The organism is Lachnotalea glycerini (assembly GCF_003201285.1).
Taxonomy (GTDB): domain Bacteria; phylum Bacillota; class Clostridia; order Lachnospirales; family Lachnospiraceae; genus Lachnotalea; species Lachnotalea glycerini.
The window spans coordinates 124,437-145,933 of the sequence record NZ_QICS01000002.1 but is presented as its reverse complement, the minus strand read 5'-3'; the positions used below and the strand labels follow the sequence as shown (position 1 = coordinate 145,933).

Sequence of the window (21,497 nt, the reverse complement as noted above, 5' to 3'; positions counted from 1 at the left end):
TTATCAACTCACCAAAAAGTGTGGTATTCCTTCATTCTCTGGCGAATTGATAATACTTGTTTCTTTACTAAATATATATGCAAGGGGCTGTCGCACTAGCTGATTAAAATCAGCAGTGCGTAGTCCCTTTTTGTAGCTATATTTAGAAAAAAGCAAGGGTAAAGTATATTAGCTCCTTAAAAAAGAGCGTACTTTACCCTTGCTTTCCCTTTTCTGTTTTTTAGTTTTAAATTGTCAAAATCTATGCAATTTTCTTTAATTCAAAAAGATGTTGTCCGGTTTTTTCAGACTGTATCTTGTGATGCAGCTTATTGATATTATGTGCAATTGCAAGGAGTGTACTTTCTGCAAGTACGTTTTGACCTCCCCTGCAAAGATATCTTCGGAAAGACATGTCTTCTTTTGTATCAGCAAAAGAGCCTTCTGCCTGAATGCTACGGTTCATACGAAGCTGGCAGCCTTCCTCACTTAAGATTCGTGTCAAATCTTCTGTTCTTTTTTTCTGAAACAGTTTTGAAACTTCCAGATGTTTGGTCCTTTCTTCCATTGGGATTTTGCTGTTATTGCCTTTAATACAGGAAGTCTTGTATGGACAGCCTTTACAATCTTCACAGCTGTAGAGTGTTTTTTCTCTTTTGTATCCTGTTTTTGTTTTTTCAAATTTAGTTCCGGTTACCCTTAATTCTTTCTGATTTTTGCAGATATACACATCTCTTTCTTCGTCGTAATCCATGTTCTCACGTCGGCTGATATCTGTCTTATATTTTCGGGTTTTTGAAATTTCATAATTCGCAGGTTTGATAAATGCTATTTGTTCATTTTTTTCTATAAACAGATAGTTCTCTTCACTTTCATAGCCTGAATCAGTGCTGAAGATTATAGGCAGGCTTTAACTGTCCATTGAGCATGGCATCTTCTTTCATCCTCATAAAGGTTGCATCGTGATCTGTTTTAGAATAACTGTTTCGTGATCCGCAGTTATAGATTTTTTTATTATATTCTTTCAGTTTATCTATATATCCCTCAATCTGTTCAATGGATTTTTGTAATGGCATTTTTCGTCTGCCAATACCGTGGACAAATTCAATGGATTCTTCACTTTTGATCCGATAAAGTTTCTTCCTCAGCTTCTTTATATGACGCAAAGTAACTTTATTGTCATAAACAACTTTTATCCCATACTGTTCTTCACAGTCGGCGACAAAAGCTGTTAATCTGATTAACAGTTTAGCCTGGTTCTTAGTAACGGCCTTTTTCCATACAAAAGTATATTTGTTTGCATTCGCTTCTATTTTAGTTCCATCAATGAATATGGTTTCACCTGATACTTCTCCGATTTCATAAAGAAAATTTGAAACTTCTGCTAATAACTTTTTTGAAATTGAAGCGAAATGGAGTGTACGGAATCGTGCAATTGTCGCATGATCCGGAGCTTTCGAGTCTTCCAAAAGATACATGAAATTCACATCACGATGACAAGCTTTTTCGATATCCCGTGAAGAATAAATTTTGTTCATGTAAGCATAGAGCATAATCTTTAGCATCTGTCGTGGCGTTGCTGTATTTTTCCGGAACCGGAAATAAGTCGTAAATAAATCTGATAAATTCATCTCCTCAACAAACTGACTTAGCAAACGCACCGAATCATTATCTGGGATTATGTAATCGATATTTAATGGTAGTTTTAATTGATAAAAGCTTTGTGCAAGTGTATAATTTTTATGTAAAATATTTTGTGTGTGCATGCTTATATTTTACACCAATTGCCAGACTTTTCGAAGTCTGGCAATTGTGTTTTTGCATAAAAAAAGGACTGTACACCAATTACTTAGTGCGACAGCCCCATTTTTAATTTACTCTACCACGTGCATTATCTATTGCTAATACTACTGCCTTAGATCGGGTAACATGTAAGTTAGTATTGATGAGTTCCATCACAGCATTACATATCACCCTTTCTCGATATGCTATGCTCCGGCGCCACCCGGCTGCCACTTTGTAGCAGTTGTTTCATTATCCATCAAAGCTTTGCAATGCGTATCAATAGCATTATATCCATCTGGTTCGCTCTTTACCTGCTATCAACTCAAAAAGTTTCGCATTTCTTTGTTAAGGAATCATTTTATGATTACTTATATTACAATACCTTGCTCAAATTGATTTTTCAACAGGTACATCACCGCAAATCTACAAATGGATCACGTTTGCTTCCAAAACAAGTAATGCTGCTTTGGTTTCAACTAAGTGTGTTTGATTTTTGTTTCTTACACTCGATATGAGGTTTTCAAGGTGCAATTTACTGATCGCTACTCTATCAGATTCTCTTTTGATATTCCGATTTCAGTAATGAGGAATATTCCCCTCTACTTATAAGCCGAAAAAAATAGGGGGTGCGCCAACTTTTTTGCATATTTTTTTATCTTTGTGAAAAGTGCACAAAAATACATAACTGATTTTATTTTTTTTATTTATGTGGTTAAAATCTTCTTACTTGTAAACCATAACCGTCAAAAAAGATAATATATATTAAAAAAGCTAACTTTCTGATATAATTCATTAGTGAAGTATTATATTTTGAGCAATCAAAAAAGAACAATCAGAGAAAAACTCCAGTTACTCTAAATATGATTCTTTACAATAGTACCAACTCACGGAAACGTAGCCAGTAGTGATAAATCTGCTATATGGGATTTGTATGATACACTTTTTTACAAATTCTTTAAGCACTTAAATTTCTAGAACGAAATTTGTGGTATTATTTACCATAAAAGCCGATTTTTTTGTAACACAAATAGCCTCCGTAGGAGACATAAAAAAATAGAAAAGATATATTTGTAAAGAGATGTATCAATAAGAATATTATTCCTGTGCAAAATAGAAGTTATCGGTGTTACTACCTTTTCGAAAGCCACCTGACATTTCTATCACTCGAATGATTTGATACTTGCAACAAGTGAAATCTTTTTACAAAAATGACTTACTACCACAGAATATACCAGCCAGATACCAAGCAGAATAATTGTAAAAATTGTCACCTGCATAATTGGAAAGCGATAATGCAAGCTACCAAACAATCCAATATTATCAAACTGCTTGCATAATGCATACCCTGCTACTGATCCGATTGAGAGGGTAATAAGCAATGTTCCAAGAATATAATAAAGACTTTCCATCCATAACATTTGAAGAAGCTGTTTCCTTGACAAACCAATAGACTTTAAAACCCCATACTCTCTTTGTCTGGTAATAAAATTTGTCATTAGATTATTAATAAAATTTATCACACCGAAAATTCCAATAAAAACAACCAATCCATATAAGGGTTTTTTATAAGCTCCCAAATGTTTTTCCACAAAATTGATTGCATCCAAAAAGCTCTCTATTTTAATATCCTGATTATCTTTGAACAAATTAATAATTAACTCTTCTGTAGCTTCCAAATCTGCAATTTCGGTTCTAACCGAAACTTCATAGTTAAAATTTGTTATTGAACCGTTAATTTCACTTAGTAATTCTTCTGAAATATAAAAATATATTCCTGAATAACCACTCTCCTGCATGTTTAGTGTTCCCGAAACAGTAAATGCTAACTTTTCTCCCTTATCTGTTTCAATTTGTATGATATCACCAACCTTCACATCATAATGGTCAAACTGTTTCAGCATACCTGCACTGTCATCTACCAAAATGCCTTGTTCACTCACTAAAGTATCATAGTCCATAGTTCCACTTAACAAATGATTTTGAAAGCTATTCACATTTTCCTTTGACAAACCCGCTATCTGGTAGTACGGATCAGTATCAATATTAGAATCGTTTGGCAAAAACACATTTGCTACTGTTCCTTTTAGGGCATGTATTTTGGTAACCTTATTATTTTCTGATAATTTATTTAGAACCTCTTCACTGAAAGGATTATTCTTTTGCAATGTCTGAAAATTATTAGGGTATGAATTCTCATTGCCCATCATATTAGGAGACAAGGCTATAGAAAACTCTTTATCTCCAAACGCTTTACGCGCAACATTTTCCTCATCAACAGAATTTAAATATGTAGCAGCTGACATCAACATTACTCCAGTAAATCCAAGCGATAACAATGTCAGTACTGCTTTTTTTCTGTTACGGTAAAAATTAATTCCCGCCAAAGTAAACGGAGATATTTTATGTGAACTTCTCTTTCGTCCTTTTACATTAGTCATGTCTATCGTTGCGGTAACACGAATTGCTTCAATCGGAGCAACACCCGCTGCCATCTTCGCTGGTTTCCCAACTGAAAGTCCAACTGCAATTTCTGTAAAAAAAATTGTTATAACTGCACATTTCAATGAATTTGGCCAATACCATCCTTTCGGTACCAATAAATATCCAATCAATCCGCCAAAAAAGATTCCTGTTGTAATTGCGATTCTTGATAATCTTCCACTCTCTTTTTTTACCAGCTTTTGAATTTGCTTTTTTGTCATACCTATAATACGGAGCCTGCCATACTCCTTTATTTTTCCGACCACAGAAATATAAAAAATACTATATATTACCAAACCACAAGCTAATACAATTAACAAACCAACCGACATTGTTACTGCCATGTCTTGTGAAGAGTTGTCAATCGAATTAAAATAAGATGAACTAAAAGCAATATCCTTTTCCAAAATTCCATACTCCAAAAGACATGAATATATAATCTCTTTTACCTCTGCTAGTTTAAAATGTTCACTGCTTGCGATTCTAATTACTGCTGTATATGGTATCTGTTCCAAATAATATGAGTTTAAGTACATTTCTGATACAAGAATCTCATACATACGAAGGCTGCTGTCATCATTGATTACTCCGCATATTGTATAGGTTTTCTCTTTTCCGTCTTCTAAAGGTAAACTAATCTTCTGGCCAACCTCTACGACAGCTCCTATATGTTCAAGGTATGCTGCCGATACAGCCACTTCATTCTCTTTTTCTGGCAGTCTCCCAGTCAAATTGACCGAACGAAGATAAGTGTCGTCTTCATCACGATATTTTATATTTAACGTATAATCATCAACACGTAAAGAATAGATATCAACTTCAGTACCTACTGATTCAATATTATTATCACTTTTAAGCTGCAAAATAGTATTCATATCTGTCTGAATTACTGCGGCCTGATATCTACCTTGCAGCCAGGTTTTTAGTTCGTGAGATTTCCCAAACGAATAGAGTGCAAGAGAAGTCATAAGACAAACCGTAAAAGTAATCGTTAAAATTACAAAAATATTTTTTCTTTTATCGTTTCTTAAGCTTCTGTCTACAAGTAGATTAATGGAGCGATTCAGCGGATTTCCAGAAAAGCTTTTCATATGTTTCCCTCCACAATACAGCCGTCTTCTATTCGTATAATGCGATCCGCAAATTGTGCAAACTCTATATTATGGGTAATCATGATTAGTGTTTGACAAAACTTCCTGCTACTATCCTTTAGCAGCTCCATAACACTTGCACTGGTTTTACTATCCAGATTCCCGGTTGGCTCATCTGCTAATACGATAGCTGGTTTTGCAATCATTGCACGAGCGATAGCAACTCTCTGCTGCTGTCCACCCGATAACTGATTCGGCATACTGTCCAATTTACTTTCCAGTCCAAGTAGCTGAACTATCTGTTCCATAAACTCAGCATCCACCTCTTTATTATCCAAATATACAGGTAACACAATATTTTCGTATACGTTCAAGATTGGTACAAGATTGTAATTCTGAAAAATAAAACCGATATTGCGACGTCTAAAAAGTGTAAGCTGATCATCATCCATATTAGATAACTTTTCACTCCGTATAGATACGGTTCCAGAAGTCGGGATATCTAGCCCGCCTATCATGTTCAGAAGTGTGGATTTTCCAGACCCAGATGTTCCTACAATAGCAACGAATTCACCTTCTTCTACAGAAAAATTGATATCATCTACAGCTCTTGTGATATTTGGTTCTGTTCCATAATACTTTTTTAACTTTTCCGCTGTTAAAATTGGCATAATTATGATTCCTCCTTAAATTTTTTTAAATTTAGTATTAAAAATGATTTCATACAACAAAAAGGGCATTGATTCCCTGATTGCTCAGCTAATTTTACAATGCCCTATGCCTTACACAGAAACAATTATCTCTACTGCAAAAAATAGTTTCTTTATTTCACTAAGTACAACAATTCATACACTTACTGTTCTGTTGAAAGCCATGCATCATTTGTTCCAAAACAATCATACATGCAGTGAGTTCTTATTACACCACATCCCGATGCATATACATTTACCTCTTCTACTTCCAACCCTTCATTTTTAACATTTCTCGTTTCTTTACCAGTATTTTCTTTCATCGTTTTCACCTCACTTATAAAGAAGTCTCAAGCCATGGAGTCAAATTGATACAATCAACTAGACATCCCTTTCTTGGTTCCCCACACCCTGTTGCATACACATTTACTTCTTCTTCACTAAGTTCCTGTTTTTCCTGTTCTTCCATATTTTTTCTCCTTCCAATCATTTACTTTTTAAAATTTCATTTGCTTCTATTATTATTGCATTTTTTGCATTAGAGATCAGTTTAATTGTACCTTTTCAGTATAATCTTTTTTTATATCCATCAAATACTTTATGTACTCTTCTAATAATAATTTTTTGTTTTCGCCATTTTTGCAAAAAAGTTTGAATTCAATCATTTTCTTCCTAAAATAGCATTCAAAATCATTCTCTTCTGTTGAAGCAGGACATATCCCCCCACAAAGATAACGATAATTGCAATCCTTACATATTTCTTTAGCATCTACACAAAAACTTTTTTTGATATATTCTTTATCCATTAATATATCAAGCGTATTTTCTAACTTATCAACATCATCATTCAAAACATTTCCTATTCTAAATTTATTTTTTTCTAAGCATTGACACATATATATGTGTCCTTCTGGAAAAACTGCTATAACTCTGCCATATGCGCCACAAGAATTTTGAACCTGTATATTTTTTAACATAAAACTGAAAAGTTTTTTTTCTATATAATTCTTTAAATATATATATTGTGCAACATCTAAATTCATTTCCATTTTTTCATATTCTGTTAATATCTGTTGTCGATTATCTTTAGCTCGACCTATAGATGCGACAATATTTATAAGTAATTCTGTATTATACTCTGCCGCAATATCAATTACTTTGTATAAATCTTCCTTATTTTCTCTGTCATATATAAAACTCAATACAACTTCCATTCCTCTTGCTTGAACCATTTTAATATGATTCTTAAGTTCCGTTTCTTTCTCTATGGATTGAAACATGTGCTTTGTACTGAAATCTATTTCATCTACATTATTAGCAATCCCATCTAAAAGCTCATTATCTATATTTAATCCATTGCTCTGTAATATAATAAAACTATCCATTTCATGATGTATCTCTGCTATGATTTCTTGAATTTTCTCTTTTATTAGTGGTTCTCCACCTGTAATAATGATTTTATGTGGGTTATATTTTTTTAGAAAAGGGATAACCTTTTGTCTTACGTCTTCTATTTTAATTTCTTGGTCTAATTTCATATTCTGATTGGCATTAATTGCACAAAAATCACAATTCATATTACATTTACGAGTTACCATTAAATATAATGTATTTATTTTATGCTGTTGACTAACAATTTCATTTTGTAATTCTACCTGTTGTTTCCATATAGGATATATTTTTTTAATGACTGACTTATCTTCAAGATTTTCTGCTATTTTATTACTTACCCCAAGACATACCTTATTAATCGGATCAATTAAAGCAGCCTTATCTTCATTCCATATGATTATAAAATCTGTTAGTTTATTTTTTTCCATCATCTATCCTCCCTTATTTTTAAATTTTCTAACTGTTGACTCGTAAAATTATTTTCAATTAAATTTAAAAAAACTTTGGTCATCCTACACTTAACCTCTACTGGTTCATAAATATTTCTATGTATTTCATAATTTGAAGCCTGGCATCCCCTTGTTTTACATATGCTTTTATACTTACAGTTTATACAGCTTTCTGATAATTTATCTTCTACGTATGCTATTTCTCTAATTCTTTGAATATTTAATCCTTCCATTATGCTCCCTATCTGAAATTCCGGAAGTTCTATACATGTATATATTTTTCCATTCACTGCAACAAACATGCTATTTAGTCCCGCTTTACATGCATAAAAATTGCATGTTGTAAGATACATTTCTAAGTAATGTTCCAATAAATTCCAATAAATTCGCTTTTTTTCTATTTGTACTTGATTTTTATATAAAGCAAAAACATTTACAATCTGTATTCCTAATCCTTTCATTTCATCATTATTCCATGTACAATAATAATCAATTCCTGTTTCAACACGTTCAGCTCCCAAATCTATAAGAAACTGAAAATTTTTCTCAAAATGTTGATAATTATTTTTAGTTACAACATGCGCATAAGAAACTTTTTTATCACTTTCTTTCTCATATTTTCTTAAAAGTTTCAACTTATTAATAATTGTTAAAAAGCTTCCTACATTTTGGTAGTCTTTACGGTTCAAATCATGTACTTCTTGAGATCCATCCAAACTGAGTTTTATCTCAAACTTATCTTTTATAAAGAAATCAATTATTTTTTTTGTCAATAGAGTGCCATTTGTAGTAATACTAAACATATATTTCAAATTCATTTCCATACATCTACTCTTTGTATATGCAACAATTTCATATATTACATTAAAAGCTATCAACGGCTCCCCACCAATAAAATATATTACTAATGTTTTATCATATTGTTTCTGTACTTCGTGAACCGCTATTTCAATTGCCTTTTTTGCTGTATCTATGCTCATAGATGTATTCTTTTTTTCTCCTAAGTAGCAATAAGAACAATTTAAATTGCATTTATTGACTACCTCTAATGATAGTGTATACATATGACTTCCTCCAGGTTTAAATGTAAAATTGATAAATGACAACATTATTACTTTCATAGAATTTCAGTCGCTCTGTTAAACTAAAAAGTGGATATCTTAATACAACTGCAGTTTTTTTATCATGTAAAGCGTATTGTTGAATTGCCTTTTTATATTGCAAGGCATCTTCATAACAATCATGATCGATAAACAATATTTCAAATTGTTTTGTTTTCTTATAAAAATAAGGAAAAATAACTTTTTGTATTTCCCGGCACTCAATTGAATTGGTAACTTCTCGTATAAACTGTTGCTCTTGTAAATTTTCTATACGATTCGTGAAAAACAAACACTTTTCTGTCTTTAATTTTGAATATGGATAGTATGAGTTGAAAATACTCGATGTTAACCTTTTTAAAAATATCTTATAGTTATTTTTGCGTAGACTTAATAGTCCCGTAATCTTAGCGCAACCAAAACTATTTCCTGATATCATCCTTGGTATACCTAAATGATATATCGAAAAAAAATTAGATGAAAAAATGACTTCATTGTTTTTCTCATTATAGTTTACTATTTTACTATTTTCTCTTTTTTCATCGCTACTCACTCCAATAACGAATGGAAAGACTGCAGGATATGTTACTTTTCTTTCTACATTTGAATGTGCAGCAACAATAAGCACTCCGCTTTCCCATACCTTCCGACAAATAATTTCTAACTCATGGTGGAATGTATACTCATTCCCCAAACTTAAATTTATTAAATCTACATCCTGATCCATTAAAATCTGCATCGCATCTATTAGATCCCTTACAGAACATTTCCTATTATTTTTAATAATAGGAACTAAAACTATTTCTGCCTTTGGATTCTCTTTTAAAATAGTAGCACACACAAATTCTCCATGTGTCAGCTGTAGTCCAATTGCATTACTTTCCACCGCATTTACTTTATTACAAATTATTGATATTTTTTTATCTGCAAAAAAAGTATTTAAGAATTTTCCACCAGAATCTATTACCCCTATCTTCAATACTGCTACCTCACCTTTATAATTCCGCTAAATCAATCACCACATCCGCTTCTAAAAGTTCTTCTTGATTATGCGTAGAAAAAATTATTATTTTATCTTTTGATAATTCATGTAATAAGCTATAAAAATTTTTACGGCGCTTTTTATCAATATTTGCTGTCACTTCATCAAATAATAATACTTCTGGGTCCTTTATAATGTTTCTCATAATATCAAGGCGCCTTAACTGTCCTTCTGAAAGATTATATGGTTCTGTTTTTATTTCTGTTTTCCATGTGTCAGTAAATGTATGTACTTCATCATATAAATCTAATTTCTTAGATACTTCTTCTATATTTTCTATTTTTATATCATTATAAAATTTTAAATTTGTTAAAATAGAATCTTTAAAAAACTGAGAGCGCTGCATAACATATCCAACGTTTTTCCAATAATTATTCAAATCGCATTCCGTCAACTCATAATCCTCTATTAGAATTTTTCCACTAGTTGGAGCACTAATTCCTGTTAGAAGTCTAAATAACGTACTTTTTCCCTGTCCGCTTTTTCCATGAATTGCATACAAATTACCTTTTGTAAAAGAAATATTTATATTTTCAAAAACTTTATTTTCGCTTTCTTTGTATGCAAAATCAACATTTAACAATCTAATTCGTGATATTTTTTCAACTTTCTGTCTTTTGCTTTCGTTATCATCATACTCCAATAATATTTTAATATCTCTTAATGATATAATTGCTGTATGAAAATCATTTGTATAATCAGCTATACCAATAATAGGATTCATAATTATTGCTTGGTAACTTAGTAGTGTCATAATTGTTCCTACAGTCATTGTCTCTTTAAAAACTTCTCTTGCACCAACTATCCAAATTATTACTGTTCCCAAAAATTGGACTACTAATACCATTAACACATTAAATGTATATAATAAATTCTGCTTATTGATTTTTTCTTTGTACTCTTGATTTTTATGATAATATTTATCATGCACATATTGGTAACACCGAAAGAGACGGATTACAAACCAATTATTATAAGTATCTGTCAAAATGCTTGTTATATCATTATATCCGTTTAATACTTCTTGACTTACTTTTTGAATCTTTTTTCCCAATATCCTACTTATAAATGGAACACTTATAAGCAGTACTAGAGCAATAATTGCAATCATCCGGTGAATAGATAACATACATGGGAATATAACAATTACAATAGTAATATTGGAAATTAGTGTTATAACACTTGTAATTCCACATTGCTTTATTACTGAAACATCTTTATCTACTTTTAGTAAAATGTCGCTCAACTCAATGTATTCAAAAAATGTTGTTTTTACTGTTGCGAGCTTATCATGGACTCTTTGCCTCATATCAGCAGCTATTTTCTCTGCTATCACGGTACTTATAAAGCGTTGTAGATATATCAAAACATAGTTAGCAATTGTCAATCCCAAAAATAGAGCTAGCACCTTTAGAAACGGACTGAATGCAGCATTGGCTACATTACTCAAATCATCAATGATTTTCCCCTGCAACACAGGTCTAATAAATGAATTCGCTGTATTTATCGCTATAATGCTGATGATACCAAAATACAAAATAATAAGCTTTTTCTTACAGCCATATGTTTTTAAGAAATCAAAATAAATTCTATCTTTTACATTTCGCATCATTTCTCAGCTTTCTTTCTACTTGTTTTCCATAAGTACTTAATTCTAATCCAGATTTTCCAATAAATTCTATAAATTTTCCCAGTTTTTTCTCTACCTCTAGATTATTTTGCTCCAAATAAAATTTTATGAGTTTTTCCACTGCTATATAAAAAATTTGTTCGCACTGGCACTCCGCATCAGATGGAATATTTACTTTTCCTGTGCAAATATAATTCATATATCCACACTTCATTCCATGACAAAAATCACGAATATTGCATTTTTTACACTTTAAGTCTTCTTTATCATAATTTAGAAGTACTAACTCTTTTGCTCTATCAGTATTTATGCCTTCTGAAATGTTACCAATTATAAATTCTTTATTATTGGTAACAAAGGCACATGGATAAATATTTCCATCTGGCATAATTTTATAACTTTGTATTCCTGCATCACACATAGAAAAGCAATTCCCGAAATCACATAAAAAATTAAATATTTTCCCGTCAATCTGATCTATTGAAAAAATATTATTGTTCATATGCTCTTGTATATAGTAATCTAAAATCATTTCTACTTGCTTCTCAAAATCAGTATACACTTCTTTTGTAAACTTTAAATTTACATCCATTATCATACAAATATTATTCAAGTTATTTTCATGCAAAAAACAAATGTTAGAAAACATGCTTGATATTGTATTCTCCACTATTGTCATTCTAACAGAATAGGGCAATTTCTGTTTTTCAATTTCATTTATATTTGCTAATATTTTCTCATAACAGGATATTCCATCCTTTTTCACACGATTTAACTCATGAGTACTTTTGTTCCCATCAAAACTTAATCGAATTGTAAACTCATTATCTTTCATAAATTTGATGAACTGATTATCTATTAAAGATGCATTTGTTGTAATATAATATTTTACTATTCTATCAGAATAATGTTCCTTAATATAATTAACTGCTTGGTAAATTAAATCTTTTCTTAGCAAAGGTTCTCCGCCTAAAAAACTCAGTGACAGTTTCTCCTTATTTTCATAGTTCATAATAAAATCTATTATTTTTAAAAGTATTTCTTCTGTAAGATAGTATTGTTCTTGATAATTTTCATAACAATACCTACATTTAAAATTGCAGTCAGTTGTCATATATAAAGTAAAATTGTTCATACTCTTGCCCTCATTTTCATCGTATGCAAACAATTTTTGCATACTTACTCTACAGTAATTTTGTCTATTCTGTTAGTATAGTTTTTTTTAAATTGTTTGTCAATAACTTAATTTTTGCTGTTACTATTAATATGACAATTTATATTTTAGTTCTCATTTTCATCCAGGCATTTGACAGTTAAATATAATATAAATCCTCGTAAACCGCAGAAATGCGGTATTTTTTTGTCAAATTTTCCTTTTTGTACTATCGCACTTTATCGTACCGTGTTATAATATAGGTACGAGGAGGTATTTATATGAGACTTAAAGTAACAAAATCAAAAAATTCTGCATCTCTTTATATTATAAAATCTATTTATAACCCTAAAACACAGTCAAATACTTCGGTTATTGTAGAAAAACTCGGAACCGAAGCAGAACTCCGCGAAAAGCTAAATGGCGCTGACCCATATGAATGGGCTAAAAAGTATATCGAAAAATTAAATAAACAAGAACAAAAAGATTCCAGAAAGGTATTGCTCCCTTTTTCACAATCGAAATTAATTTCTAAAAATGAACAACGTTCCTTTAATGGCGGATATCTTTTTCTACAACAGCTTTATCATCGGCTTAAACTGGATTGTATCTGCAAGGATATTTCCAGTCGATATAAATTTCAATTTAATCTTGATTCTATTCTTTCAAGACTGATTTATGGCAAAATCATTTTCCCTACTTCAAAACTGGGAACGTTTGAATTATCACAATCCTTTTTAGAAGTACCTGATTTCGAAATTCAGCATATTTACAGAGCTCTTGAAGTAATTGCTGCAGAAACTGACTTTATTCAGGCAGAACTTTATAAAAACAGTCTGGCTATTTCAAAAAGAAACGATAAGATACTTTATTATGATTGCACAAACTATTTCTTTGAAATAGAAGAAGCAGAAGGATTAAAACAATACGGAAAATCAAAACAACATCAACCTTCTCCTATTGTCGAGATAGGGTTGTTCATGGATGGCGATGGCATACCGCTTGCTTTTAACATTCATAGTGGTAATACGAATGAGCAAATAACTCTAAGACCATTGGAGGAACAGATTCTAAGAGACTTTGAACTCTCTAAATTTGTTGTTTGCACAGATGCTGGACTATCTTCATCTGATAATCGTAAATTCAATAACATAAAAGGAAGCGCTTTTATTACAACACAGTCAGTAAAAAAATTAAAAGCCCATCTCAAAAAATGGGCATTAGATTCTACTGGCTGGAGACTTTCAGGCGATCAAACTTCTGCCACTTATAACATTACACAACTTGAAGAATCAAAAGAAATGATAGAAAAATTCAAAAACGCAACATTTTACAAGGAGCGATGGATAAAAGAAGATGCTTTAGAGCAAAAATTAATTGTAACTTTTTCCCTTATATATAGAGATTATCAAAGTCGTATCAGAAATAGTCAGATCGAGAGGGCCGAAAAATTAATTACTACAAGACCAACCGACATAAAGAAAAAGAACCAAAATGATTTTAAGCGATTTATTAAATCAACTGGAGTTACTACCGAAGGGGAAATCGCAGAAAAAACAGTATATGATATAGACCAAGATGCAATAGCAAAAGAAGAAATGTTTGACGGATTTTATGCAGTATGTACCAATTTAGAGGATGATGCTCCCGAAATTGCTAAAATTAATCATAAACGATGGGAAATCGAAGAATGCTTTCGTATTTTAAAAACAGATTCTAAAGCAAGACCCATATATTTAAGGCGAGACAATCGAATAAAAGCACATTTTACAACCTGTTTTCTTGCCCTTACTTTATATAAATATTTAGATAAGGAACTAAAAGAAAATTACACAAGTGATGAACTAATTACCACCTTAAGAAAAATGAATTTTTACTCCGTTTCACACGAAGGATATATTCCAACCTACAAAAGAACGAATTTAACGGATGCGTTACATGAAACATTTGGATTTCGTTCAGATTATGAAATAGTAACAACCAAACAAATGAAAAAAATTTTCAAAGATACAAAAAAATAAAAAAAGTGCGACTTTTTTCAAGAAAGCAAAAGTCTGAAACGCCCATTCCATATGGCTTTCCAGACTTCTATTGTTTCGCAACTGTCAAACGTGAGCGTATACCATAAAAATCCAAAAGCACAAGCTTATTTTGGATTTATTATAGCTACCAATAATAGTATATTAATATTCTCATTAATTTATTCCATTTGAAGATTCTAAATCAACCTTTACCTAAAATGCAAGCTTATTTTATAATTCTATCTGTTCTTTTCCTCTTTCACCTGCATTACCCTTTTATCTTAACTTTTCATTGTTTACTTTTCATAAACAAAAAATTTTTGATTTTTTTGCGCACCCCCTATGTTTTTTCGGCTTATAAGTAGAGGGGTATATTCCTTACGAGCATTTTGAAAACTAACTATTCTGGCAGACTATCCCTCACACAAAGCGCCCCCCAGCCAACCTGCGGATTGGGGTACTCTTTAAACCCCGGCAAGGGCTTTGCCCCCTTAATTAAATAGGCCTTTACTTTTTCCCCATATAAAAATAGATCATTCCCATTTACAATCCCCCATTCCATCAACATAGCACAGCTGCCCGTTACAAATGGTGTTGCCATAGAAGTTCCACTATAGACACCATATCCTCCATTTACTGCCGTCGAGGTAATATCAACACCCGGCGCAACTAAATCCGGTTTTACTAATTTCAGTCTTCGTGTATATCCTCTCCCAGAAAATACGGCATAACTTCCTAATGCAGTATTGTACGCACCAACCGATATTACCCTAGCTGATGTAGAGGGAATTGTCAATGTGATATCCGGAGTTGGCAGCAAAAAATTCGTTCCGCTAGTTAACGCTCTCTCACTTGGAAGCCACATGTCATAACTGCCGTTTACAATTTTTCTAGGCACCAGACTGATCGTCCAAATGCCATCCGCTATATAAGAATCCTTTGGAATAAAATCTAGATAAATTTCCTGAGCTGTACTAAATGGACTAGGTTCCCCATAATACAACAACAATTGAGTGCGTTCCAGTTCAAAACGCTGCGGACCTAAAATCTGCTGCAAGGGTCCAACACTTCTTCCCCCTGGCGATTTAATCATGATATCCATTTCATCTGAATAGGACTTCCAAATTTGAAGATTTAAATTTGTAGTATATTCTGCAACAGAAATTTCCACATTTTCTGTTACTCCTTCTCTCACTACGCCCGATGTGTGACCGGCGGTTGCCCCCTCATTGCCCGTTCCCACACAGATACAGGACTTCCACATATTTGCAGCCAAGTCTATGTAAGTTTCCAACAGAGAGGTTCCATCATGGGATCCATATGTATTGCCAAAACTTAAATTGATAGAAATCGGCATTAAATATTCAAGTGCTTTCTTTATTACATAGTCAATTGCCTGCATTAACTCAGTAGTTCTTGGAAAAGAATCAGGTCTTGGTGTTCCCAGCTTTACAACAATCAGTCTACTTCTTGAGGCTACTCCTCTGAATAAACCATTTGAAGCTCTGCCGTTTCCTGCCGCTATACCAGAGACAGCCGTTCCATGACCACTCAAATCCGTACTTGGCACAATTTGCAATTGCTCTTGCTTACTACCAGCTTTTAAAGCCAAATTAATTTGTTCACTTGTATATTCCGTACCAATTTTATAACCTGTCGGAGGATTCCCGATTATGGTCTGATCCCACAAATATAAAATCCTTGTTGTTCCATCCTGATTTCTAAAATCAGGGTGAGAATAATCAATACCGGAATCAATCACCGCTACTAATATTCCTTCACCGAAAAGATTATATTGTGATGTTTGCAGCGAATTGATACAAGAAGCCGCTCTTCCATTATTTACAGCAAAAAAGAGTCGTTTTGGCTTTTCAATATATTCAATCTGCGGTATCCTTGCCAGTTCATCTATAATACTTTCCTTTACCGTAAGAATTGCATATTGATTCATCAACTTAACCACGTCAATTTCATCCGATTGCAACCAATCAATATCTCCTGTATATTTAATAATTATATCCCATGTATTCTCAATTTCATTATAACCAACATTAAGATTTAAAGATTTTTCTCTTTCTTGATTTGTTGAATCAAGGGCAAGATTTAAGAGATTTTCAATTTTTTGATTATCCATATAAAAACCTTTTTTTACATCATATGCATAAATCATAAAAAAAGCATGGAAAATTTATAATTTCACCACACTTTTTGATCCAATTAAATCACCTCTATTTTAAATACTTTTCTAAATGCAATCGATAATGCTAAAATAACTATTCCTCCCAAAAACGCACATATCAAAAATCCTATACCAAGTTCCACCTGAAAACCATCTTCAATACAAATAAAATTAAACATATTGAAAATTCCCTTTCCCATATTTAAATCCATTTTTTTAGAGAAATCCCAATTAAATAAAGCTACAAAAAATACAATTAATTCAAGAATGAAAGAAATTATGATTCCTCCCATCAATGAAATTATGATTTCTTTTTTCTTCAACATGATCAATCCTTTCCATCCATTCTTTCATTTGCTTCTAAATCTACTTCCACCAGTTCTTTATTCACGCATTGATATCTTTTAGGCACCGTAGTAATGCCATACTCACTCTTAAATTCTCCATACTCATCAACATAAACATCAGATTGTATATCATATTGTTCTAAGAAAGCACAAGCTTGTTCAAAAGTAGACATCACTATAATATTTACCTGCTCTTGCTCGCTTTTCGAGCTTTTACTTAACTGATCCAATTCTTCTTTGCAAGTCGCACAGATTGTTGAAACCACTAAAACATCCTTATCACTTTTATATATAACCTCTTCTTTGTTCTGGTTGATTAGTGTTATTTCCTCATTTTTAGAGAAATAATTACTTCTGCCTAAAACAGATATACCCAACACCAATATGATGAGTATGCCAAAAAGAATTATAATTATTTTTTTATTTTTCGTTATACTCACTCCTTTTTATAATGCAACACTTTAAATATTCCATGATATTTTTACCATCCGTAAACATAGGAAGAAGATTTGATAAATTCAGAAGATGAATCATACAACATACCTTGAGCATAAAAGTATATTGTAATCCCATATCTACTAACAGTAAAATACCAATGACTGCGGCTATCAATAGATTCACCCCCGCACCTGAAGCAGCAATTATTATGTTTTTTTTATAAGAATCTGCTCTACTATATACACTTACTTCTAAGCCTGAAATGATTATTTTATATTCTGCATTACATAAATTACACGCAACGATATGCCCCAGTTCATGCAATGCAATGCTATGTACTGCTAACGCACTTATTAAAATAGCTCCAAGATACTCGTACCAAGCTGCATGATAAGAATATACACAAAGAATTGAATAAAATAAAAATATAAAATATAAGACGAAATATAATTTTTGCAAACAATAAGACTTTAAAAAATCTTTTATCAATCTTTTTTGCAGCTCTAATGGTGACAAACAGTAAAAAAACTTATATTTTAAAATTTTTCTTTCTTTTAATAGGAGCTTACATTTGCTTCCATGCACATTTTTATTTTTGTAGATAAAGTTGATTTCTCCACATCGATTTAGCTCTAGTAAATCCTTTTGTGTATACTTTGTATTTGCACAAATTTCTTCAACACTTCCAAGCGTTTCAGCAGTTTGAGCCTTTTTTATAATATATTGCTTTAACATTTCTCTCCCCATTCACGCTTTACAAGAATAAGCTGCCATATATAAAAAATTACCATTCCTGACAATAGCCAGCCTTTATAGATTCCTTCTGCAAGACTTTCACTTACCAGATTCCCCAAAAAGTAGCTCATGAATGCCTGACTTGCAAAGTAAATACACACAACAGCCATAGTAGCACAAGTCTTCATTGAAACAGAAGCATCCTTTCCCAGTAAAATCTTTCTGACAAATACTGCCAGACTACAAAGCAAAGGTATCGCTGCAATCGGTCCTTCCCAAATACTATCTGGCCGCATTCCTAAAGCATAATAAAACAGATACAGATACAATGAAAATGTTACAATTGAAAAAATTACTTCTACTATGTATAAGATAAAATTATATTTTACAGCATTTCCTTTATAATTCTTCAGTACCTCATAAACATCATAATCCTCAAATTCACAAATAAACGTAGACACTCCCAACACAATAAATAGAATCATCATATAAAATAAAAGCTCGATATAGGAATAAATGTCATCAGTATTCCCCAGTATTTTAGCAGCAATAACACTCCCTGTTAAAATTGATACGATTCCGAGCATCTTTTCAGAATTGTTATGAAAAGTTTTCAATACTAAAATAAAGTAATTATCAAAAATTTTATTATTGAATTTTAATCTTGACTTTGCCTTTTTGCATATGTCATAGCTGTAATCTCGCTCAAAACTGCTTGTGATATATTTACATAAAATCAAAATAACGATTCCAAGCAAGATATGAATACACATTTTCAGATAAGCAAAAATCAACTTTTTCTCAATAAAGGTTGCAATACAATCAATGATTTGATAACTAGGAGTAAACATAATTAAATTAGTACAAAAGCACAAATAGCACACGCCTGCCATGATTCCCAAGGAAATAATAAGAATCAGTTCTTCAATCATAAAAGCTGATAATAATTTCAATTTGTAAATAAGAATATATTTCATAATGCTAAGTAACATTTGAACCAGATAAGCAAGTGACAGTAAATAGATATATAGAGTAAGTATAATCCCCACCTGAAAAAGTATACTAATCTCATATAGAGAAATAACTTTCCAAAATATAGGTAATGTACAAACGATAATAAATGCTATATTTAAAAAACTCTCCGCTAAAGAAAAACTATGGACAGTTTCTAACACACCATACCGATTTATCAGCAAAATTTCTGGTATATTTCTTTTCTTTATCGTGTATTTTTTTAATATGATTAAAGTAGCGATTCCACCCAAAACGATATTGTATGCCCTGCTGACTGCCCGATTAATATTTTTTTGCATAATAATTTCATCATTGACTGCCAAATTAATGTTAACAATAAAATAATTTATTCCATATAGCACAGCACCTATCATTATGGCAAATAGTAAGACAGATATCAGTAATATGACAGGATATTTGTGAAAAAGTATTTTTAGATTGTTCTGAAACAAATTCCATTTCAATTTAAAAACCTTGCTAAGCATTTTACTCTTCCTCCATAGATTCGGACTGTACAACTTTGATATAACATTCTTCCAGCTTATTTGAATTCATTTTGTAAAAAAGCTCTTTTTTTTCACCAAAATAAAGCATTTTTCCTTTTCGCAGAATAATTAAACTATCCACTATTTCCTCCAAAACATCAAGCGTATGAGAACAAATCATTACGGTGCAGCCTTCTTTTGAGATATCCTTCAACACCTGTTTTAACAGATGAATTCCTTCCGGATCCAAAGCTGCAAAAGGTTCATCTACAATCAACAGATCAGGTGATATGCTTAAGGCAGATATAATCAGTATTTTCTTTTTCATTCCATTCGAATAATATCGTATCAGTTCATTTTTCTTCTCATACATATCAAATCGCTTCAAATAAAATTCCTTTTTTTCTGTACTATTTACATGATTGATGCTTAAAACAAAATCAATAAATTCCTCACCTGTCAGATTCTCTAATATTGCTCTGTTTTCTGCTACATAGCCTATTTTAATATTATCTTTATCATTTACAGTAATTGTTCCTGTATCGTTTGGACCACTATCTATTATTTTTAGTAATGTTTTAATAAAGGAACTCTTACCTGAACCATTCGCTCCAAGTAAACCAAATATTTCTTTTTGTTTCACCCAGAAGCTTATATCATCCAAAGCCTTAACCTTGCCATAAAACTTTGTAATATGATTTACTTCCAAAAATTTATCCATATTAACCACCTTAATGATTTCTATATTTTACAGAAGCCTATATACACAAGATTTATTTCTTTACAATTTTATAACTCTATTTCTTTTATTAAAAAATATAAGATATGTTTGTTATTTTAAAATACATTTAAATTGAAAGTTTGGTAATCCCATCTTCCAAACTTTTACAACTCCAAAACTCCAGTCAACATTTCCACCTTTTGCCATGCAATAAATAGCAACACCAGCGCCTGCTGTAATACCTAATGCAAGAATAATTGCTGCTGATATAATAAAAATTACAACAGCCTCTCTGCTCTCCATGAATTTTGCCATTCTACATTGTGTATTAATGAATAAGTCATCAATCTTTCTAGTAATCATTAATTCCATTATTTATGCCCCTCCTCAATATCAGTAACAATGTGTATATAGACTATTTCATTATTTTATCACACCTGACTGTATTGTCAATTAATTTTGCCTTATTTTAACATATTGTACATATAATATACTTTATTTGCAAAATATAAAGCTTATTTTTATTAATTTTTTAATTATACGTTATATTTATGTAATTTAATTTTATTGAATTTATTTTTTAAACATTTATTTTAATTATACGACAAATTTTATGCTTTTTTTAACAAATCACTTGCTATACACGTAAAATGTATTGCACAGTGATATTTTCTTAAGCATTCGTGGAATCCAAGCACACGGCATAACAAAAAGCAAGAAATGTTTTATCTCCATTCCTTGCTTTGTATCTACTTCAGTATTTACT

17 protein-coding genes and 1 pseudogene are annotated in these 21,497 nt (G+C 31.5%); 1 reads left to right on the top strand and 17 read right to left on the bottom strand.

The annotated features are described in order from the left end of the window. Positions 1-241: 241 nt before the first annotated feature. From C8E03_RS22915 to C8E03_RS05005, 10 genes and pseudogenes are all read right to left on the bottom strand, one after another. A pseudogene (locus C8E03_RS22915) lies at positions 242-1,745 on the bottom strand (transposase). A gap of 1,179 nt (positions 1,746-2,924) precedes the next feature. Further along, positions 2,925-5,336 carry an ABC transporter permease gene (locus C8E03_RS05035; RefSeq protein WP_110290476.1) on the bottom strand — a complete coding sequence of 804 codons (2,412 nt, stop codon included), beginning with the start codon at positions 5,334-5,336 and terminating at the stop codon, positions 2,925-2,927. Next, complete coding sequence (locus tag C8E03_RS05030) at positions 5,333-6,007, bottom strand: ABC transporter ATP-binding protein (RefSeq protein WP_094378110.1); 675 nt, start codon at positions 6,005-6,007, stop codon at positions 5,333-5,335. The genes C8E03_RS05035 and C8E03_RS05030 overlap by 4 nt, the downstream gene beginning before the upstream one ends. A 182-nt stretch (positions 6,008-6,189) precedes the next feature. Continuing rightward, entirely contained in the window at positions 6,190-6,348 is a 159-nt protein-coding gene (locus tag C8E03_RS21865; RefSeq protein WP_170122896.1) for a hypothetical protein, read from the bottom strand. Positions 6,349-6,362: 14 nt separating this feature from the next. Next, a complete protein-coding gene (locus tag C8E03_RS22575; protein ID WP_278321168.1) occupies positions 6,363-6,494 on the bottom strand; it encodes a hypothetical protein in 132 nt (43 codons plus the stop codon). Positions 6,495-6,570: 76 nt separating this feature from the next. After that, on the bottom strand, positions 6,571-7,845 hold the full coding sequence (locus C8E03_RS05025; RefSeq protein WP_094378111.1) for a radical SAM/SPASM domain-containing protein: 1,275 nt from the start codon (positions 7,843-7,845) through the stop codon (positions 6,571-6,573). Further along, positions 7,845-8,930 (bottom strand): radical SAM/SPASM domain-containing protein, encoded by a 1,086-nt coding sequence (locus tag C8E03_RS05020; RefSeq protein WP_094378112.1) that lies wholly within the window; start codon positions 8,928-8,930, stop codon positions 7,845-7,847. The genes C8E03_RS05025 and C8E03_RS05020 overlap by 1 nt, the downstream gene beginning before the upstream one ends. Before the next feature lie 16 nt (positions 8,931-8,946). Further along, a complete protein-coding gene (locus C8E03_RS05015) occupies positions 8,947-9,945 on the bottom strand; it encodes a S8 family serine peptidase (protein WP_094378113.1) in 999 nt (332 codons plus the stop codon). 16 nt (positions 9,946-9,961) lie between these two features. Beyond that, positions 9,962-11,545: an ABC transporter transmembrane domain-containing protein gene (locus C8E03_RS05010; protein ID WP_242993409.1), complete on the bottom strand. Its 1,584-nt coding sequence runs from the start codon at positions 11,543-11,545 to the stop codon at positions 9,962-9,964. Between the two features lie 52 nt (positions 11,546-11,597). Further along, positions 11,598-12,773 (bottom strand): radical SAM/SPASM domain-containing protein, encoded by a 1,176-nt coding sequence (locus C8E03_RS05005; protein ID WP_094378115.1) that lies wholly within the window; start codon positions 12,771-12,773, stop codon positions 11,598-11,600. Between the two features lie 299 nt (positions 12,774-13,072). On the opposite strand from C8E03_RS05005, the gene C8E03_RS05000 reads away from it, so the two are divergent. Further along, positions 13,073-14,812, top strand: coding sequence for an IS1634 family transposase (locus tag C8E03_RS05000; RefSeq protein WP_094378114.1), 1,740 nt, complete (start codon positions 13,073-13,075; stop codon positions 14,810-14,812). A gap of 400 nt (positions 14,813-15,212) precedes the next feature. On the opposite strand, the gene C8E03_RS04995 is transcribed toward C8E03_RS05000, so the two are convergent. The 7 genes from C8E03_RS04995 to C8E03_RS04965 all read right to left on the bottom strand — a co-directional run bounded on the left by C8E03_RS04995 (position 15,213) and on the right by C8E03_RS04965 (position 21,103). After that, a complete protein-coding gene (locus C8E03_RS04995; protein WP_110290671.1) occupies positions 15,213-16,946 on the bottom strand; it encodes a S8 family peptidase in 1,734 nt (577 codons plus the stop codon). Positions 16,947-17,029: 83 nt separating this feature from the next. After that, the gene (locus tag C8E03_RS04990; protein ID WP_094377241.1) at positions 17,030-17,317 is read right to left on the bottom strand and encodes a hypothetical protein; all 288 of its coding nucleotides are present in this window, start codon (positions 17,315-17,317) and stop codon (positions 17,030-17,032) included. A gap of 2 nt (positions 17,318-17,319) precedes the next feature. Next, on the bottom strand, positions 17,320-17,604 hold the full coding sequence (locus tag C8E03_RS22235; protein ID WP_146212300.1) for a TlpA family protein disulfide reductase: 285 nt from the start codon (positions 17,602-17,604) through the stop codon (positions 17,320-17,322). Positions 17,605-17,758: 154 nt separating this feature from the next. Further along, positions 17,759-18,511 carry a zinc metalloprotease gene (locus tag C8E03_RS04980; protein WP_110290475.1) on the bottom strand — a complete coding sequence of 251 codons (753 nt, stop codon included), beginning with the start codon at positions 18,509-18,511 and terminating at the stop codon, positions 17,759-17,761. Then, on the bottom strand, positions 18,505-20,010 hold the full coding sequence (locus tag C8E03_RS04975; RefSeq protein WP_110290474.1) for a hypothetical protein: 1,506 nt from the start codon (positions 20,008-20,010) through the stop codon (positions 18,505-18,507). The genes C8E03_RS04980 and C8E03_RS04975 overlap by 7 nt, the downstream gene beginning before the upstream one ends. Position 20,011: 1 nt before the next feature. Continuing rightward, positions 20,012-20,731: an ABC transporter ATP-binding protein gene (locus tag C8E03_RS04970; protein ID WP_110290473.1), complete on the bottom strand. Its 720-nt coding sequence runs from the start codon at positions 20,729-20,731 to the stop codon at positions 20,012-20,014. Between the two features lie 111 nt (positions 20,732-20,842). Then, positions 20,843-21,103: a hypothetical protein gene (locus C8E03_RS04965; protein ID WP_094377246.1), complete on the bottom strand. Its 261-nt coding sequence runs from the start codon at positions 21,101-21,103 to the stop codon at positions 20,843-20,845. Positions 21,104-21,497 lie beyond the last annotated feature (394 nt).

Coding starts and splice junctions, on each gene's coding strand:
- C8E03_RS04990 (WP_094377241.1), bottom strand. CDS start 17,317: ATGTTGAAGAAAAAAGAAATCATAATTTCATTGATGGGAGGAATCATA.
- C8E03_RS04970 (WP_110290473.1), bottom strand. CDS start 20,731: ATGGATAAATTTTTGGAAGTAAATCATATTACAAAGTTTTATGGCAAG.
- C8E03_RS04975 (WP_110290474.1), bottom strand. CDS start 20,010: ATGCTTAGCAAGGTTTTTAAATTGAAATGGAATTTGTTTCAGAACAAT.
- C8E03_RS21865 (WP_170122896.1), bottom strand. CDS start 6,348: ATGAAAGAAAATACTGGTAAAGAAACGAGAAATGTTAAAAATGAAGGG.
- C8E03_RS22575 (WP_278321168.1), bottom strand. CDS start 6,494: ATGGAAGAACAGGAAAAACAGGAACTTAGTGAAGAAGAAGTAAATGTG.
- C8E03_RS05000 (WP_094378114.1), top strand. CDS start 13,073: ATGAGACTTAAAGTAACAAAATCAAAAAATTCTGCATCTCTTTATATT.
- C8E03_RS04980 (WP_110290475.1), bottom strand. CDS start 18,511: ATGTTAAAGCAATATATTATAAAAAAGGCTCAAACTGCTGAAACGCTT.
- C8E03_RS05035 (WP_110290476.1), bottom strand. CDS start 5,336: ATGAAAAGCTTTTCTGGAAATCCGCTGAATCGCTCCATTAATCTACTT.
- C8E03_RS05005 (WP_094378115.1), bottom strand. CDS start 12,773: ATGAACAATTTTACTTTATATATGACAACTGACTGCAATTTTAAATGT.
- C8E03_RS05020 (WP_094378112.1), bottom strand. CDS start 8,930: ATGTATACACTATCATTAGAGGTAGTCAATAAATGCAATTTAAATTGT.
- C8E03_RS04995 (WP_110290671.1), bottom strand. CDS start 16,946: ATGGATAATCAAAAAATTGAAAATCTCTTAAATCTTGCCCTTGATTCA.
- C8E03_RS05030 (WP_094378110.1), bottom strand. CDS start 6,007: ATGCCAATTTTAACAGCGGAAAAGTTAAAAAAGTATTATGGAACAGAA.
- C8E03_RS04965 (WP_094377246.1), bottom strand. CDS start 21,103: ATGGAATTAATGATTACTAGAAAGATTGATGACTTATTCATTAATACA.
- C8E03_RS05025 (WP_094378111.1), bottom strand. CDS start 7,845: ATGGAAAAAAATAAACTAACAGATTTTATAATCATATGGAATGAAGAT.